Here is a 15,215-nt window from a genome sequence, read left to right on the forward strand (position 1 = left end):
CCATGACGACCTCAGCACGGGACGAACTGACGGGGCTCGACCCCTTCGACATCTTCGACACCGAGGCCGCCCGGCTCGACGGCTACTTCTCCTCGCTCGACGACGACGGCTGGAACCGCCCGTCCAGATGCGAGGGCTGGACGACCCGCGACGTGCTGGCCCACCTCGCGGGTGAGGAGCTGTACAACCACGCGTGCCTCGACGGCGACATCGACGGGTTCTTCGAGATGCTCGAACACGAGGGCGTGCGCGGCGGCTTCGACGGTTTCAACGAATGGTGCGTGCGCAGGCGCCGCGGGCTGCCGGTGGAGCAGGTGCTCGACGAGTGGCGGACGAAGAACGCGGAGACGCGCCGGCGGATGCGGGCCCTGGGCCGCGACGGCACCCTGCACACGTCGGCCGGGCCGTACCCGGTGGGCCTGCAGACCTTCCACTACGACTCGGAGTACGCCACGCACGCCGACGACGTGGGGGCGCCGGTGACGCCCGACGAGGCCGGGGACCGCCTCGGGTGGCGGGTCCCCGTCGGCCTGTTCGCGCTGGCGGAGCACGGGTCGAAGGCGCAGGTCGTACCCGTCTGCGGCCGGATCGAGGTGCAGGTGGACGGCCTCACCGCCGATCTCGCCCCCGAGGAGTTCGTGGAGGCGACGGTCGGCCGCCTCCCCGCCGACCACCTGCTCGACCCCCGCGTCCGCAGCTCACTGCGTTGCCTCGCGTAACAGCGCTGCCTGGCGTAACGGGTCCGACCGCGGCCTCGGCACCGGCGGTAATAAGACCCGCGTGGTCCGCCGGGCCGGTGTCCGCGCGGGCCGCGGTCCCGTACGCCTGAGTGCCCGGCACGGACGGCCGGCAGGGCGGACAGCGGGGCGTACAGCGGAACCCGCGGCGGGAGACCCGGCGCTGCCCGTGACAGGCCCGGACGCCCTGCCAGACGGACCGCCGCAGGGAGCGCCGTGCGCGCGGAGCCGGCGCCGCCGCGGTGGGTGGACGGGACGTACGCGGCCGGGCGGCCGGGTCAGGCCGCCCGGCCTGCGCGTAGCGCGACATGAACTAGATGTCGGATATGTGATGTCAGCCGTTGAACGTCTCAATGCGAAGTCCCCGAAAGAAGATGCGGCCAGGACTGGCCGGTTTGCCCGGGGGGATCCAGACGTGCGGCGGCGCGTCAACGATGCACCGGGATCGGGCCCAAAGCAATCAGGCGCGCCATACAGAACGCATTCGGCCCGATTAGCCACCCGATCGGACAGCGGACGAAAGGCAGGTCAGGGCAGCCAGGAGACGCGGCCGCGCAGCAGGCCGTACCCGACGAAGGCGACCACGTCGATCACCGTGTGCGCGACGATCAGCGGCATCGTGCGCCCCCAGCGCTGGTACAGCCGGCCGAAGACCACGCCCATCGCGATGTTGCCGACGAAGCCGCCGAAGCCCTGGTAGAGGTGGTAGGAGCCGCGCAGGACGGCCGACGCGCCCACCGACCGCCACGGCGACCAGCCGCGCTGCCGCAGCCGGTGCAGCAGATACCCGCTGACCAGCACCTCCTCCAGCACACCGTTCTGGGCGGCCTCGGCGATCAGGACGGGAACCCGCCACCAGGCGTCCGGCAGGCTGTCCGGGACGACGTTGAGGTTGATCCCGGACCTGAAGGCGAACAGGTAGAACACCAGCCCCGTGCCGCCGATCACGGCCGCCAGCGCGGCACCGCGCAGCGTGTCGCGGCCCGGCTCCCGCCAGTCGGCCCCGATCGTCCGCATCGACTCGCCCGACCGCGCCAGCAGGTACGCGACGAGCCCCACCGGGGCCACGTTCACCGCGATCCCCGCGAGGTGCAGCGTGAGGTCCAGCCACGGACGGCCGGGGGCCAGCGAGCCGACGAGCACGGCGTGCTGGTCGCCCAGTTCCTTCGGCGCGGTCAGCGCGCCGACCAGGCGGATGAGCGACAGCAGCGCGCTGGCGCCGAGCGACACCGCGAAGACCGCGACGATCTCCGGGCCGATCAGCCGCGGGGTGAGACCACGCAGGCCGTCCTGCTCGGCGGGCACCTGCTCAGCGGGCCCCTGCTCATCGGGCACGGCGGCGACCGGCCGTCCGGGAACGTCCTCCATGCTGGCAGGGTAGCCGCCCCCGGGACACGGCCGTCCGCCCGCGCAACCCGTTCAGCCCGCTCAGTACGGCAGCACACTGGTCTTGAAAGCCGGTGCCACGAAAGCCGCCTTGAACTTCGGGAAGGCCACGGTCTTCGCGTTGCCGTCCGAGGTGTACCGGTCGGTGGGGTTGGCCTTCAGCCAGTCGAGCCAGGCCATCGAGCAGAACTTCTTGCAGTCGCCGACCTTGTTCTCCTTCGACCTGATCCGCGGGATGCTGAGAGGGTCGAAGTCCTTGGTGAACGGCGACGGCGCGGGGGTGTACCCGGCCAGGAACACGCCCTTGTAGTCGTAGCGCACCCCGCCGGACGCCCCCTGCAGCGCCCACTTCTTCTCGTGCGGCTGGTTGCCGTACGGCAGGGCGAGCGTGACCGGCGGCGTCTTGATGAGCGACGTGATCAGCGTCTGCCCCGCCGCGATCTGCTTCTCCACCTCGTCCTTCGGCTTGCCGAGCAGGTTGAGGTGATCGCGGGTGTGGTTGCCGATGTCGAAGTTGTGGTCCTTGAGCCACTGCAGGACCTGGATCTGCTCCTCCGGACGGGCCTTGCCGAACAGGTCCTTGATCACATACATGGTCGCCACCGGCCGGAAGCCCGGGTGCTTCTTCGCGACGTCCATGAGGATGCCGATCGCGCAGTCCGGCGCCGGGTTGCCCATGCCGTCCAGTGTGAGCTGGGCGGGCGAGGAGTCGTCGAACGTCAGCACCACCGGGTGCTTGCCCGCCGGAATGTCGATCTTTCCGGTGACGTACTCGGCCGCGGTGATCGGCACGTAGTCCTCGGCCGCCAGCCGCTCCAGCTCGTCCCGGAAGTCCTTCGGGCTGCGGTCGTCGCCGGGCGGCGGGTTCTGCACGATCCGGTGATACATGATCACCGGGATCTGTCCCAGCTCGTTGGCCTTCACCTGGGCGGCGGCGGCCATCTCGGACTTGCGCAGCGCCGCCTCGTTGGCCACCTTGTTCCGCTGGTGACCGGCCTGGCCCGCCTGCGTGGCGTGTTTGCCGCCGCCGGCCGCGCAGCCGGAGAGCGTGGCGGAGGCCCCGGCCACACCCACCAGCGCCGCGACGACGCCGGCAATCCTGAAGCGCCCCATGGATCCCCCTCATCGGGCCGCGCTTGACGATGAGGGGCTCCTACCCGCCGGATGCGATCACTTCACGGCGCGTAGGACAAACATCACGCTAAGTGAGAGACATGTGCGGCTCGGCGCAGAAGGCCACGCCGTCCCCGCCGATGTGCACCCGTCCCTCGGAGGCGGGGACGAAGACGGACTCCCCGGGACGCAGCTTGACCTCGCCACCCCCAGTGGCGCCCCCGGTCGTGCCCACGTTCACGACGCCTTCGACGCACAGCACGATCCGGGGGGCCGCTTCGACGAGCGCTCCGGCCGCGCCGGGCGCGATCCTGCGGAGCAGGAACTCCGGCACCGGCGGCACGTACGCGCCGTCGTCCGGTTCCACCACCACGGGCTGCGCCACGGGGTCGGTGATCCGCAGCAGTTCCTCCACGTCGATGTGCTTGCCGGTGAGGCCCGCCCGCAGCACGTTGTCGGAGCACGCCATGACCTCCACGGCGAAGCCGTCGAGATAGCAGTGCGGCACCCCGGCCCCGAGGAACAACGCCTCCCCGGGGGCCAGCGTGTGCCGCCGCATCAGCAGCGGCGCCAGCACGGCCGGGTCCTCCGGATACCGCCGGGCCAGCCGCGTGACGAGCGCGTAGTCGGGCGCGTGGACCGACGAGGCCGCCCACACCACCGACTCGACCAGCTTCCGGCGGGAGCCCGGCCACTCCAGCAGCGTGCGCAGCGCGCCGAGCACGTCGCCGTCGCCCAGAGCCTGCACCACCGGCCGCAGCGGCTCGACGTGCAGCCGGTCGATCAGCATCGCCGACTGCTCGGCGGGCCGGAACCCGGCCAGCCCGGTGAACGGCGTGAGCGCGCAGACCAGCTCGGGCTTGTGCCACGGGTCGGTGTAGTTCGCGTCGCCCCGCGCGTGGCCGGCCGCGGCCTGCTCGGCGTCCGGATGCACCTGCAGCGACAGCGGCCGCTCCACCGCGATCAGCTTCAGCAGGTACGGCAGCCGCCCGCCGAACCGCTCCGCGACCGTCTCGCCGAGCGTCCCGGCCGGGTCCGCGGCGATCACGTCGGTGAGCGTCGTCTCGGCCCCGTCCCTGGTCAGCCGGGAGGGGGCGGCGGGGTGGGCGCCGAGCCACATCTCCGCCTCGGGTCCGGCGGCAGTGCGGCCGGTGAGGGCGGCGATGGCCGTCCTGGAACCCCAGGGGTAGTCCTTGATGGGGTTGGTGAGCAGGTCCACGTGCGTCCTCTCGCATGCGGCGGGGGAAGAGCGAGCGCGGTCCGAGACTAACGGGATTCGTTGACACACCGGAGCACCGGGTGCCGGACCAGCGCGCCGGGGTCGGGACCGCCGCCGGTGACGTGGAAGACCGCCGTCTCGCCCGGCAGCAGCGTGACGAGCTGGTCGTCCACCGTCGCCCGGGGATCGAGCCGGTCGGGGAAGATCGCGAGCTCGCGCACCAGCGTCCGCGCGGTCACGGTCACCCGCAGGCCGCCCTCGGTCTCCTCGACCACCGTGTCCATCTCGGCCGGGGGATAGTCCATCGCCGGGTCCTCGCGCGGGAACCACAGCGCGCGGGCGTCGCCGAGGGTCGCCACCAGCACCTCCCCCGCCGGGTTCCCGGCCCGCGCCACCGCCTCGGGCAGGTCCACGGACGCCGTGCCGCGCGCCGGGACCGAGACGTCGAAGCGTTCCTTGGCCAGGATCTCGCCCGCCAGGCTGAGCCGTTCGACGGCGAGCTCACCCGACCACGCCTCGCCGGCGTCGTTCACCACCGCCAGCGCGTCCCCCTGGAAGGTGAGCAGCCGGTCGGCGAAGGCCCGGCGCAGCGCGTACCACAGCGGCTTGCGCCGCCCGCCGCCGTCCACGGCGGCCCAGGAGGTGACCGGCCAGCAGTCGTTGAGCTGCCACACGATCGTGCCCATGCAGTACGGCGCGAGCGCCCGGAACCGCTCGATCCCGAAGGCCATCGCCCTGGCCTGGTTGAGCTGGGTGTAGTAGTGCCAGTCGTCGAAGCCGTCCGGCCGGGGCAGGTGCTCGCCGAGGCCGCGGAGCAGCTTGAGGCCGCCGTCGACGGCCTTCTGGTGGTGCGCGACCCCCGGGGACGACGGCGTCAGCGGGTCGTCGGAGACCGCGGCGCGCAGCGTGGCGTACGCCGGCGGGCCCTGGAAGCCGAACTCTGCCACGAACCTCGGCGTGTAGGTCGCGTAGTGGTGGTAGTCGTGGGTGTTCCAGACGGTCCAGATGTGGACGGTGCCCCGGGACGGGTCGTTGGGCGGCAGGTCGGGGGAGCCGGAGTAGGGGCTGCCCGGCCAGTACGGCCGGGCCGGGTCGAGCTCCGCGACGATCCGGGGCAGCAGGTCGTAGTAGAAGCCGCCGCCCCAGCCGCGGCCCTCCAGCTTCTCCTGCCATCCCCAGTCGGCGTGGCCCTCGATGTTCTCGTTGTTGCCGCACCACAGCACGAGGCTCGGGTGGCGGGTCAGGCGGGCGACGTGCTCCCGGGCCTCGGCCTCGACCTCCGCCGCGAACGGCCCCTCCTCGGGGTAGGCCGCGCAGGCGAACGGGAAGTCCTGCCAGACCAGCAGGCCCATCTCGTCGGCGAGGTCGTAGAAGTCGTCGCTCTCGTACATCCCGCCGCCCCACACCCGCAGGCAGTTGGCGCCCGCTCCGGCCGCCTGGGCGAACCGCTCGGCCAGGCGGTCACGGGTGATCCGGCTGGGAAAGCAGTCGTCGGGGATCCAGTTGAACCCCTTCACGAAGACCGGCACGCCGTTGACCACGACCGTGAACGCGTCGCCCGTCCGGTCCAGCTCCACCGACCGGAATCCGATCCGGCTCCTCCACTCGTGCTCCCGTTCGCCGTCCTCCAGGCATACGACCAGGTCGTACAGGGGCTGCTCGCCGTACCCGCGCGGCCACCAGAGGTCGGGGTCCGGCACGGTCAGCGTGACGACGGACCGGCGCGCCCCGGCCGCGACGGTCACACTCTCCGTCACACCCGCCACCGTGGCCGTGAGGGTGAGCGGGCGCTCGACGGCGCGCTCGACCGTCACGTGCACCTCGACGGTGCCGTTTCCGGACACCAGGGGACGCACCTCGGCCAGGCGGGCGGTGCTCCAGGTCTCGATGCCGATGGGCCGCCAGATCCCGGCGGTGACCAGCGTCGGTCCCCAGTCCCAGCCGAAGTTGCAGGCCATCTTGCGGATGAACTGGTACGGCTCGTCGTACGCGCCGGGCCGGTCGCCGAGCGCCGCCTTCTGCGCCTCCGCGTACCCGTACGGCGGGTCGAACAGGATCCGCAGCGTGTTGTCGCCCGCCTGCAGCAGGTGCCGCACCGGGAAGCGGTACGACCGGTGCATGTTGGCCGTCCGGCCGATCTCGACGCCGTTGAGCACGAGCGTGGCGACCGTGTCGAGCCCGGCGCAGACCAGGTCGGCCCGGTCGTCGCCGGTGCCGTCCTCGGCTGGCTCCCAGGTGAAGGTGGTCTCGTAGGCCCACGCCGTCCGGCCGATCCAGGTGAGCCCTTCCTCGTTGTCGTCCAGGTAGGGGTCCTCGATCAGCCCGGCGGCGAGGAGATCGGTGTGGACGCAGCCGGGAACCGACGCGGGCAGCCCCGCGACCACGGGCCGGAGCTGCCCGGTCGACGACACGGCGGTGACGGTCCACCCGTCGTGCAGGGGACGGTACGAGCTCACGCTCTCTCCTTCGTCTTCTTCTCCTCAGGCGCGGCTCCCGCGCAGCCGGAGCAGGCCACGAAGTGCCCGTCCGCCACCTCGGCCAGCCCGGGACGGGTCCGGCTCCCCTGCGCCGCCTCGTGATACGCGCACGGCAGGTCCTCCGCCGTGCCGTCTTCTGGGGCGTCCGTCCACTTGGTGTGCAGGCGCGGGACCGCGGCCAGCAGCGAGCGCGTGTACGGATGCCTCGGGTCCCCGAACACGAGGGGGGTCGGGCCCATCTCGGCGATCCTCCCGTCCCGCAGCACCACGGTCCGGTCGCTGACGTAGTTGCCTAGCGACAGGTCGTGCGTGACGAACAGGATGCCGAGGCCCCGTGCCCGCAGGTCGGCGAGCAGGTTGAGCACGTCGATCCGGGTGGACGCGTCGAGCATGCTGATGATCTCGTCGGCGACCAGCAGCCGGATGTCGAGCAGCACGGCCCGGGCGATCAGCATGCGCTGGAGCTGGCCGCCGCTGAGCTGGTGGGGATACTTGCCGAGGACGTTGCCGGGATCGAGCCGCACGCTCTCCAGCGCGTCCTCCACCCGCCCCCGCCACTCACGGGCGCCCACCCCGGGGAAGTACTGCTCCTTGATCAAGGCGAAGACCCGGTCGGCCCGGAAGATGGGGTTGAAGCAGCTGAAGGGGTCCTGGAAGACGCCCTGCACCTGCCGGTAGTACTCCTTGCGGTCCCTGATCGAGGAGATGTCCCGGCCGTCCAGGCTGATCGTGCCGTCGCTGACCTGGGTGAGGCGCAGGACCATCCGGCCGATCGTGCTCTTGCCGCTGCCGCTCTCGCCGATGAGCGAGACCACCTCTCCCTCGCCGACCTCGAAGCCGACGCCGGAGACGGCCGTCAGCGCGCGCCCGCCGAACGCGCCGACGCGGTAGACCTTGGAGACGCCATCCAGTTTCAGCATTCACTCGGCCTTCCAGCAGGCGACGAGGTGGCCGGGGGCCACCTCCGCGAACGGCGGCTGCTCGGCGCACTGCTCGAACGCCACCGGGCAGCGGTCCCGGAACCGGCATCCCCCGGGCGGGTTCAGCAGGGACGGCGGGTTGCCGGGGATCCCGGCCAGCCGCCGGTCCTCGTAGCGCACCCCCACCTCCGGCAGCGCGGAGATGAGCTGCCGGGTGTACGGATGCCTCGGCGCGGTGACGAGCACCTCGGCCGGAGCCTTCTCGGCCAGCCGCCCCGCGTACATCACGAGGATCGTGTCGGCGATCTGGTAGACGAGCGAGATGTCGTGGGTGACGACCATCATGCTGGTCACCAGCCCGTGGTCGCGGAACCCGAGCAGCGTGGTGGCCACGGCCTTCTGGCTCGACACGTCGAGCGCGGAGGTGACCTCGTCGGCGATCAGCAGCGAGGGGTTCAGCAGCGTGGAGACCACCATGACCACCCGCTGCTTCATGCCGCCGGACAGCTCGATCGGGTAGCGCCCGAGCACGTCCTTCGACAGGCCGACCAGCTCCAGCCGGCGCTCCAGCTCGGCGGTGCCGCCGGGCACGCCCCGCGCCGCCAGCAGCTCGCCGACCATCTTCCCGATCTTCCTGGTCGGGTTGAGCGCGCTCATCGAGTACTGCGGGATGAGCGACACCTCCCGGAAGCGGAACTCGTCCATCGCCCGGTCGTCGGCGATCGGCAGCGTCCTGCCGTCCAGCTCGACCGTGCCGCCGGCGTGGCGCATGCGGCCGTCCAGCCGGATCAGGCTCTTGGCGAGCGTGGACTTGCCCGAGCCCGACTCCCCGGCGAGGCCCATGATCTCGCCGTCCGCGACGGAGAACGTGACGCCGTCGAGCGCCTTCACCTCGCCGCGCAGCGTCCGGTAGTAGACCCGGAGGTCGGTGACACTCAGCGCCACGTCACATCTCCCTCAGCTTCGGGTTGAACACCTCGTCCAGCCCGACGTTCATGACGTAGAGCGCGCCGACGATCGCCGTGATGCCGGCCCCCGGCGGGACGAACCACCACCACATGCCGAGCTGGAGGGCGCTCCACCGGGCCGCGTTGTTGAGCATCAGCCCGAGGGAGACCGAGTCGGTCGGACCGAGCCCGATGAAGTCGAGCGAGGCCGCGATCAGGATCGCGCTGCCGAACAGCAGGATGAACGTCAGGAACAGGTACGAGCTCATGTTCGGCGCGATCTCCCGAAGAATGATCTTCGGGGTGCGCACCCCGCTCAGCCGGGCCAGGTCCACGAAGTCGCGTGAGCGCAGCGAGAACGTCTGCGCCCTGATCGCCCGCGCGGCCCACGGCCAGGAGGTCAGCCCGATGAAGAGCGCCTGCACGCCGACGCTGCGCACCCCGAGGTACGCGTTGACGATCAGCAGCACCACCAGCGCGGGCAGCACGAGCACGATGTTGGTGACCATGGTGAGCAGTTCGTCGACCCACCCGCCGCGGTAGCCCGCGACGAAACCCACGACCATGCCGACGACCGACGCCAGCACGCCGCCGAGCACGCCCACCAGGAACGTCGACCGCAGGCCGTACAGGAACTGGGCGAAGACGTCCTGGCCGAACGTCGTGGTGCCGAACCAGAACTCCCCCGACGGCGGCGCCATGGCGGGCCCGACGTAGTCGGCGGGCTTGTGGTCGATCGTCATCGGCCCGACCACCCCGGCCACGAGGAAGACGGCGACGACGACCGTGCCGACGACCAGCTTGCGGTTGCGCAGCGCGAAGTGCAGCGCCTCGTTTCTCACGCCGCTCCTCCCATCCCCGTGCGGGTACGCGGATCCACCAGGACGTACGCGATGTCGATGACGAAGTTGGCGATCAGCACGCCGACGACGACGAACAGGAAGGTCCCCTGCAGCAGGAAGAAGTCCTGGTTCTGGATCGCCTGGAGGATCAGGTGGCCGAGCCCGGGATAGCTGAAGACGATCTCGGTCACCAGCGCGCCCGCCACGAGCACGCCGAGTTGCAGGGCGAGGCCGGTCACCTGGGGCAGGATCGCGTTCCTGAAGGCGTAGCGCCGCACCAGCCGCATCGGCGCGCCGAGCGCCCGCAGGTAGTTGACGTAGTCCGCATCCAGCTCATAGATGATCATGTTGCGCATGCCGATCGCCCAGCCGCCGAACGCGACCAGGAACAGCGAGGCGAACGGGAGGAACCAGTGCTGGGCGAGGCTGCCCAGAAACTCCCCCGACCAGGACGGCTGGAGGTCGTAGCCGTACGCCCCGGCGACCGGGAAGATCCCCGCGATGATGCCGAACGCCCAGGCCAGCAGGATCGCCAGCCACATGTACGGCGTGGCGGTCAGCACGTAGCCGAGCGGCAGCACCGTGTTGTCCAGCCACTTGCGCCGCGCCGCGAACGCGCCGAACCGGTTGCCGGCGACCCAGCTCAGCAGGATGGACGGGATCAGCAGGCCCAGCGTGTACGGCACGGCCCGGACGATCACGTCCGTGACCGGTGTCGGGAACAGCCAGATGCTGATGCCGAGGTCACCCCGTAACAGCGAGCCCCAGAAGTTGAGGTACTGCCGCCACAGCGGCAGGTCGAAGCCGAACATCGCGGTGTAGTGGGCGCGCATGGCCTCGACGGCCGCCGGCTGCGCGACGTTGGCCCGCGAGAGCATGCTCTGCACGGGGTCGCCCGGCATGAACCGGGGGATCATCCAGTTTACGGTCACGGCCACGAAGAACGTCAGGCCGTAGACGAGAAGCTTTCTGCCGAAGTAGCGGCGCACGTCGACCTCCCGGTCGCGGAACGGCGCCCCCCTCCCAGCGGGGGAAGGGGGCGCGAAAAGATCAGCCGCCGGAGGCCGGCTGGAGTTCGGTGAGCATGAGCGTGCCGCCCATCTCCAGCCAGTTGCGCCACACCGTCGGCGGGTACTTCGGCGTGCCCTGCGCACTGGTCGGCCAGTTCTTCCAGACCGAGTTGGTGGTCTGCGACCACAGGCCGTTGTACCAGAGGGGGATGACGGGCATGTCGTCCAGCTGGATCTTCTGCAGCTCCGAGGTGATCTTCTTCATGCCCTCCAGGTCCTCGGGCTTGACCTGGTCGAGCTGCTGGGTGAGCTCCCACGCCCGCTTGTTCTCGTACCGGCCGTAGTTCGTCGTGGTCTGCAGCTTCTGCACCGGCAGGCGGAACAGGTAGTCGTAGTACAGCCAGGGGGTGTTCGCGAGCTGCTTGTCGTTGTTGATGACCATGTCGTACTTCCCGGAGTTGCGAATGTCGACGAGCGCGTTGTAGTCGGGGAAGTCGGCCTCGACGTCGATACCGGCCGCCTTGGCGCTGGAGCTGATGACCCGGGCGGCCTCCATCCAGTCGGTCCACCCGGCGGGCACGATGAGCTTCAGCGAGATCTTGGCGCCACTCGGCGACTCCACCAGCCCGTCGCCGTTGCGGTCCTTGTACCCGGCGTCGGCCAGCAGCTGCTTGGCCTTGTCGGGGTTGTAGGAGAAGCCCATCTGGGAGGTGACGTTCTTGTCGATGTACTTGTCCCACTGCGGCAGCAGGCCGGTCGGGTCGGAGGCCTTGACCAGGTTGCCGTAGACGCCCTCGACGATCTTCTTGGTGTCGATCGAGTAGGCGACCGCCCTGCGGAACTCCTTGTCGTCCATCGGCTTCTTGGTGGTGTTGAACCACAGCCACGCCGTGTTCGCCGACAGCATGTACGGCGGCTGGTCGTAGTAGGTCTTGATGCCGAAGTTGCCCTTGACCAGATTCGCGATGCCCGGCAGGAAGTTCACGCTGAGGTCGAGGCCCTTCTGCAGCAGCAGGCCCATCGCGACCTCGTTGCTGGAGTTGACGATGTCGACGACGTACTTCGGCTTGACGTCCTTGTTCAGCGCCTTGGTCGCCCACCATCCGTCGCGCTTGACCCAGACCATGCGGTCCTGGTCGTGCGACTGGTAGGCGTACGGCCCGGTGCCGATGGGCTTCTCGTTGATCCCGTTCATCACCTCGTCCTCCGACCTGCTCTCCCACAGGTGCTTGGGGACGATGGCCCGGCTGTAGAGGTGGTTGGCCCACTCCTGGTAGTTGGCCGTGGTGAAGGTGAACTTCACCGTGTAGTCGTCGACCTTGTCGGCGGACTTCATCCACGACCACAGCGGGTGGTAGGGAACGGTCTCGAACTTGCCGAGCTCGAAGGTGAAGATGACGTCGTCGGCGGTGAAGGGCTTGCCGTCCGACCAGGTGATGCCCTTACGCAGCTTGAGCGTGTACTCCAGGCCGCCGGTCCAGTCGCCGCTCTCGGCCAGCCAGGGCGAGAACTTGTCGGTGTTCGGGTCGTACATGAACAGCGTCTCGTAGACCAGGCCCTTGGTGCCGGTGGCGAAGTCCCATTCGCGCAGGGGGTTCCAGTTCGCCGGGGGGCCCCACTGGGTGCCGCTGGTGTAGAGGGTCTGGTTGCGGGGGAAGGCTCCACCACCGCTGCCGCCCGCCGCCGGGGCGGCCGCTCCTCCCGCGGCCCCTCCCGTCGCGCCGCCCGGGGCCGTCGACCCGCCGCTCGAGCAGGCCGCGCCTAATAAGCCGGTCACCAGCACCGGTACAAGAAACCGCGCTCGGTTTCGCATGGTGTCTCTCCTTCCCCCACGCGACGCCGCGCGGGGTCTGCATCCAGGCCCCGATGTTGCTACGGCTCGTTACTGCTGAACCGGATAAGTGCCGAAACCGTAAAATCCGGGCGTCGGTGGTGTCAATAGGAAGAAGATGGAGGCAAAGTAACGGTAGTAAGCTGACAGCCACTGGACCGGTTCAGCCCGAGGGGACACGTGAGAAGACCGACCATCGCGGACATCGCACGCCAGGCGGGAGTCTCCAAGGGGGCGGTGTCGTACGCCCTGAACGGCCAGCCGGGGGTGTCGGAGGCCACCAGGGCGCGCATCCTGGCCATCGCCGACGAGATCGGCTGGCGGCCGAACATCGCCGCCCGCGCGCTCAACGGCGCCCGCGCGCACGCGGTGGGCCTCGCCCTGTGCCGGCCCGCCCGCTTCCTCGGCGTCGAGCCGTTCTTCATGGAGCTGATCAGCGGCATCGAGGCCGAGCTCTCGGCCCGTTCGTACGCGTTACTGCTCCAGGTGGTCGGCGACCACGAGACGGAGATGGGCGTCTACCGCCGCTGGTGGGGAGAGGGCCGGGTGGACGGCGCGATCCTCGTCGACCTCCACCTCGACGACCCCCGGGTGCCGGAGATCGAGGAGATGGGCATGCCCGTCGTCGTGATCGGGCACCCCTCGGCCGCCGGGTCGCTCCTGCCGGTCTGGGCCGACGACGGCGCGGCCGTACGGGAGACGGTGGAGTATCTCGCCGCGCTCGGGCACCGGCGCATCGCCCGCGTCGCCGGTCTGCCGCGGCTCGTCCACACGGTCATCCGCGACCGCGCGTTCACCGACGTCTGCGCCGGCCTCGGCCTCGACGTCTGCCCCACGGTGCACACCGACTACACCGGCGAGGAGGGGGCCCGGGCGACCCGCCGGCTGCTCAGCTCGCCCGACCGCCCCACCGCGATCGTCTACGACAACGACATCATGGCCGTGGCCGGTCTGTCCGTCTCCCAGGAGATGCGGCTCGACGTGCCCGCCGACCTGTCCATCGTCGCCTGGGACGACTCCCCGCTCTGCCAGGTCGTCCGGCCGCCGCTGACCGTGGTCGCCCGCGACATCCCGGCGTACGGCGGGCACGCGGCGCAGCGGCTGCTGTCGCTGATCGACGGCGCGGACACCAGGCCGCTGGAGGACGAGCCCCCGCGCCTCACCACCCGGGGCAGCACGGCCCCGCCCGCCTGACGGTTCACGCATTTGGAAGGTGGCGTTCAGGGAAGATCGCTACACTTGGCCCCGTTTGCCGTAGCCGGCTCTAGACCAGGCGGGAAGCCCTGGTCCGACCCCCAGGAGCACGACAGTGGGTCACGTCGACGTCCGTCCCGCCCCCCCGGCGGAGGACCTCCCGGCGCCACCTCCCCGGACGCCGCCGAAGTGGCGGGCCTGGCTGTGGGTGGGCCTTTCGGGCGTGCTGGGCGTGCTGATCGGCGCCGTCACGGCCACCGCCGGTCAGTACGTCAAGCTGACCGGCAACGTCCGGCACGAGGCGGTGACCAAGCAGGACCTCGGCGACGCGCGACCCCAGAAGATCAGCAAAGCGCTCAACGTGCTGATCGTCGGCTCCGACCAGCGTGACGGCGCGAACGCCAGATACGGCCGGTTCCCGGGCGAGCGCACGGACACGATCATCCTGGCGCACATCTCCCCGAACCGGGACGGCGCGGTCCTGATCAGCTTCCCCCGCGACTCGCTCGTCCAGTTACCGGCGTGTCCCGCCAAGGGCGACCGGCTCCCGGGCCAGCGGCCACACGTCGGGATGATCAACGAGTCGTTCAACTCCGGCGGCATCGGCTGCACCTGGAGGACGATCGAACAGCTGACCCGGATCCGCATCGACCACTTCGTGAAGGTCGACTTCACCGGCTTCAAGGCGATGGTGAACGCGCTGGGCGGCGTGCCGGTCTGCCTGCCGCAGCCCGTCCACGACAAGAAGGCGCTGCTCACCCTGCCCGCCGGCAGGCAGGTGCTCAAGGGCGAGCAGGCCCTCGGGTACGTCCGCGCCCGCTACTCGCTCGGCGACGGCTCCGACATCGGCCGGATCCAGCGGCAGCAGATGTTCCTCGCCTCGATGGCCAAGAAGGCGATGAGCGGCGAGACGCTGATCGACCCCGCGACGCTGTTCGGGTTTCTCGACGCCGTGACCAAGGCGATCACCACCGACCCCGACCTCACGATCGGCGTGATGAAGGACCTCGCGGTGAGCGCGAAGGGCCTGACGGCCGGGCAGATCCGCTTCGTCACCACCCCCTGGCGCTACTCGGTCACCAGCCCCGGCCGGGTCGAGTGGGTGCAGCCCCAGGCCAGGCGCCTGTTCACCATGGTCGCCGCCGACCAGATCGCCAAGAACGTGCGCAGCGGCGAGCAGAAGATCCCCAAGTCGCAGATCCACATCCTGGTGCGCAACGGCAGCGGCAGGCAGGGCCTCGGCACCGAGGTGGCCGCAGAACTGGAGCAGCGCGGCTACCACATCGTGAAGGTCGAGCAGGCGCCCAGGCCGTACGCGAAGACCACCGTGGCCTACTCCGCCAACGGCGAGGGCCGGGCGTCGCGGTTGTACCGCGAACTCAAGAAGACGCGGTCCCACCTGGTCCGCACGTCCACCACGCAGGCCCTCGTGCTGGGGATCGGCGCCGACTGGCAGGGGATGAAGCCCCCCAAGACGCTCGACGACGTGGAGGGCTTCGACGCGACCCAGGACAGCTGCACGGCGTCCTGATCCAACGG

At 70.3% G+C, this 15,215-nt stretch carries 12 protein-coding genes; 3 read left to right on the forward strand and 9 right to left on the reverse strand.

All coding sequences use genetic code 11. The annotated features are described in order from the left end of the window. Positions 1 to 2 precede the first annotated feature (2 nt). Positions 3 to 719: a maleylpyruvate isomerase family mycothiol-dependent enzyme gene (locus HHX40_RS24570; RefSeq protein ID WP_182882490.1), complete on the forward strand. Its 717-nt coding sequence runs from the start codon at positions 3 to 5 to the stop codon at positions 717 to 719. A 546-nt stretch (positions 720 to 1,265) separates the two neighbouring features. On the opposite strand, the gene HHX40_RS24575 is transcribed toward HHX40_RS24570, so the two are convergent. From HHX40_RS24575 to HHX40_RS24615, 9 genes are all read right to left on the reverse strand, one after another. Beyond that, positions 1,266 to 2,105, reverse strand: a complete 840-nt coding sequence (locus HHX40_RS24575; RefSeq protein WP_111697639.1) for a CPBP family intramembrane glutamic endopeptidase — start codon at positions 2,103 to 2,105, stop codon at positions 1,266 to 1,268. 60 nt (positions 2,106 to 2,165) lie between these two features. Continuing rightward, positions 2,166 to 3,236: a polysaccharide deacetylase family protein gene (locus tag HHX40_RS24580; RefSeq protein WP_182882491.1), complete on the reverse strand. Its 1,071-nt coding sequence runs from the start codon at positions 3,234 to 3,236 to the stop codon at positions 2,166 to 2,168. Between the two features lie 88 nt (positions 3,237 to 3,324). Beyond that, on the reverse strand, positions 3,325 to 4,455 hold the full coding sequence (manA, locus tag HHX40_RS24585; protein WP_182882492.1) for a mannose-6-phosphate isomerase, class I: 1,131 nt from the start codon (positions 4,453 to 4,455) through the stop codon (positions 3,325 to 3,327). 47 nt (positions 4,456 to 4,502) lie between these two features. After that, a complete protein-coding gene (locus HHX40_RS24590; protein WP_182882493.1) occupies positions 4,503 to 6,911 on the reverse strand; it encodes a glycoside hydrolase family 2 protein in 2,409 nt (802 codons plus the stop codon). Next, entirely contained in the window at positions 6,908 to 7,852 is a 945-nt protein-coding gene (locus tag HHX40_RS24595; RefSeq protein WP_182882494.1) for an ABC transporter ATP-binding protein, read from the reverse strand. The genes HHX40_RS24590 and HHX40_RS24595 overlap by 4 nt, the downstream gene beginning before the upstream one ends. Continuing rightward, complete coding sequence (locus tag HHX40_RS24600) at positions 7,853 to 8,797, reverse strand: ABC transporter ATP-binding protein (protein ID WP_138459846.1); 945 nt, start codon at positions 8,795 to 8,797, stop codon at positions 7,853 to 7,855. It abuts the gene before it with no gap. 1 nt (position 8,798) lies between these two features. Next, on the reverse strand, positions 8,799 to 9,641 hold the full coding sequence (locus tag HHX40_RS24605; protein WP_111697633.1) for an ABC transporter permease: 843 nt from the start codon (positions 9,639 to 9,641) through the stop codon (positions 8,799 to 8,801). Continuing rightward, positions 9,638 to 10,630, reverse strand: coding sequence for an ABC transporter permease (locus tag HHX40_RS24610; protein WP_182882495.1), 993 nt, complete (start codon positions 10,628 to 10,630; stop codon positions 9,638 to 9,640). Before HHX40_RS24610 ends, HHX40_RS24605 begins: the two co-directional genes overlap by 4 nt. 61 nt (positions 10,631 to 10,691) lie before the next feature. Beyond that, positions 10,692 to 12,464, reverse strand: coding sequence for an ABC transporter substrate-binding protein (locus HHX40_RS24615; RefSeq protein WP_182882496.1), 1,773 nt, complete (start codon positions 12,462 to 12,464; stop codon positions 10,692 to 10,694). Between the two features lie 198 nt (positions 12,465 to 12,662). Between HHX40_RS24615 and HHX40_RS24620 the strand changes: the two genes are divergently transcribed. Beyond that, positions 12,663 to 13,676 carry a LacI family DNA-binding transcriptional regulator gene (locus HHX40_RS24620; RefSeq protein WP_182882497.1) on the forward strand — a complete coding sequence of 338 codons (1,014 nt, stop codon included), beginning with the start codon at positions 12,663 to 12,665 and terminating at the stop codon, positions 13,674 to 13,676. Positions 13,677 to 13,791: 115 nt separating this feature from the next. Then, positions 13,792 to 15,207 carry an LCP family protein gene (locus HHX40_RS24625; protein ID WP_182882498.1) on the forward strand — a complete coding sequence of 472 codons (1,416 nt, stop codon included), beginning with the start codon at positions 13,792 to 13,794 and terminating at the stop codon, positions 15,205 to 15,207. The last annotated feature ends 8 nt before the right edge of the window (positions 15,208 to 15,215 follow it).

The organism is Microbispora sp. H10949 (assembly GCF_014161435.1).
Classification (GTDB): Bacteria; Actinomycetota; Actinomycetes; order Streptosporangiales; family Streptosporangiaceae; genus Microbispora; species Microbispora triticiradicis.

Bases quoted from the DNA above. Each gene is read 5' to 3' on its own strand.
- HHX40_RS24570 (WP_182882490.1), top strand. From the start codon at position 3: ATGACGACCTCAGCACGGGACGAACTGACGGGGCTCGACCCCTTCGAC.
- HHX40_RS24575 (WP_111697639.1), bottom strand. From the start codon at position 2,105: ATGGAGGACGTTCCCGGACGGCCGGTCGCCGCCGTGCCCGATGAGCAG.
- HHX40_RS24580 (WP_182882491.1), bottom strand. From the start codon at position 3,236: ATGGGGCGCTTCAGGATTGCCGGCGTCGTCGCGGCGCTGGTGGGTGTG.
- HHX40_RS24595 (WP_182882494.1), bottom strand. From the start codon at position 7,852: ATGCTGAAACTGGATGGCGTCTCCAAGGTCTACCGCGTCGGCGCGTTC.
- HHX40_RS24615 (WP_182882496.1), bottom strand. From the start codon at position 12,464: ATGCGAAACCGAGCGCGGTTTCTTGTACCGGTGCTGGTGACCGGCTTA.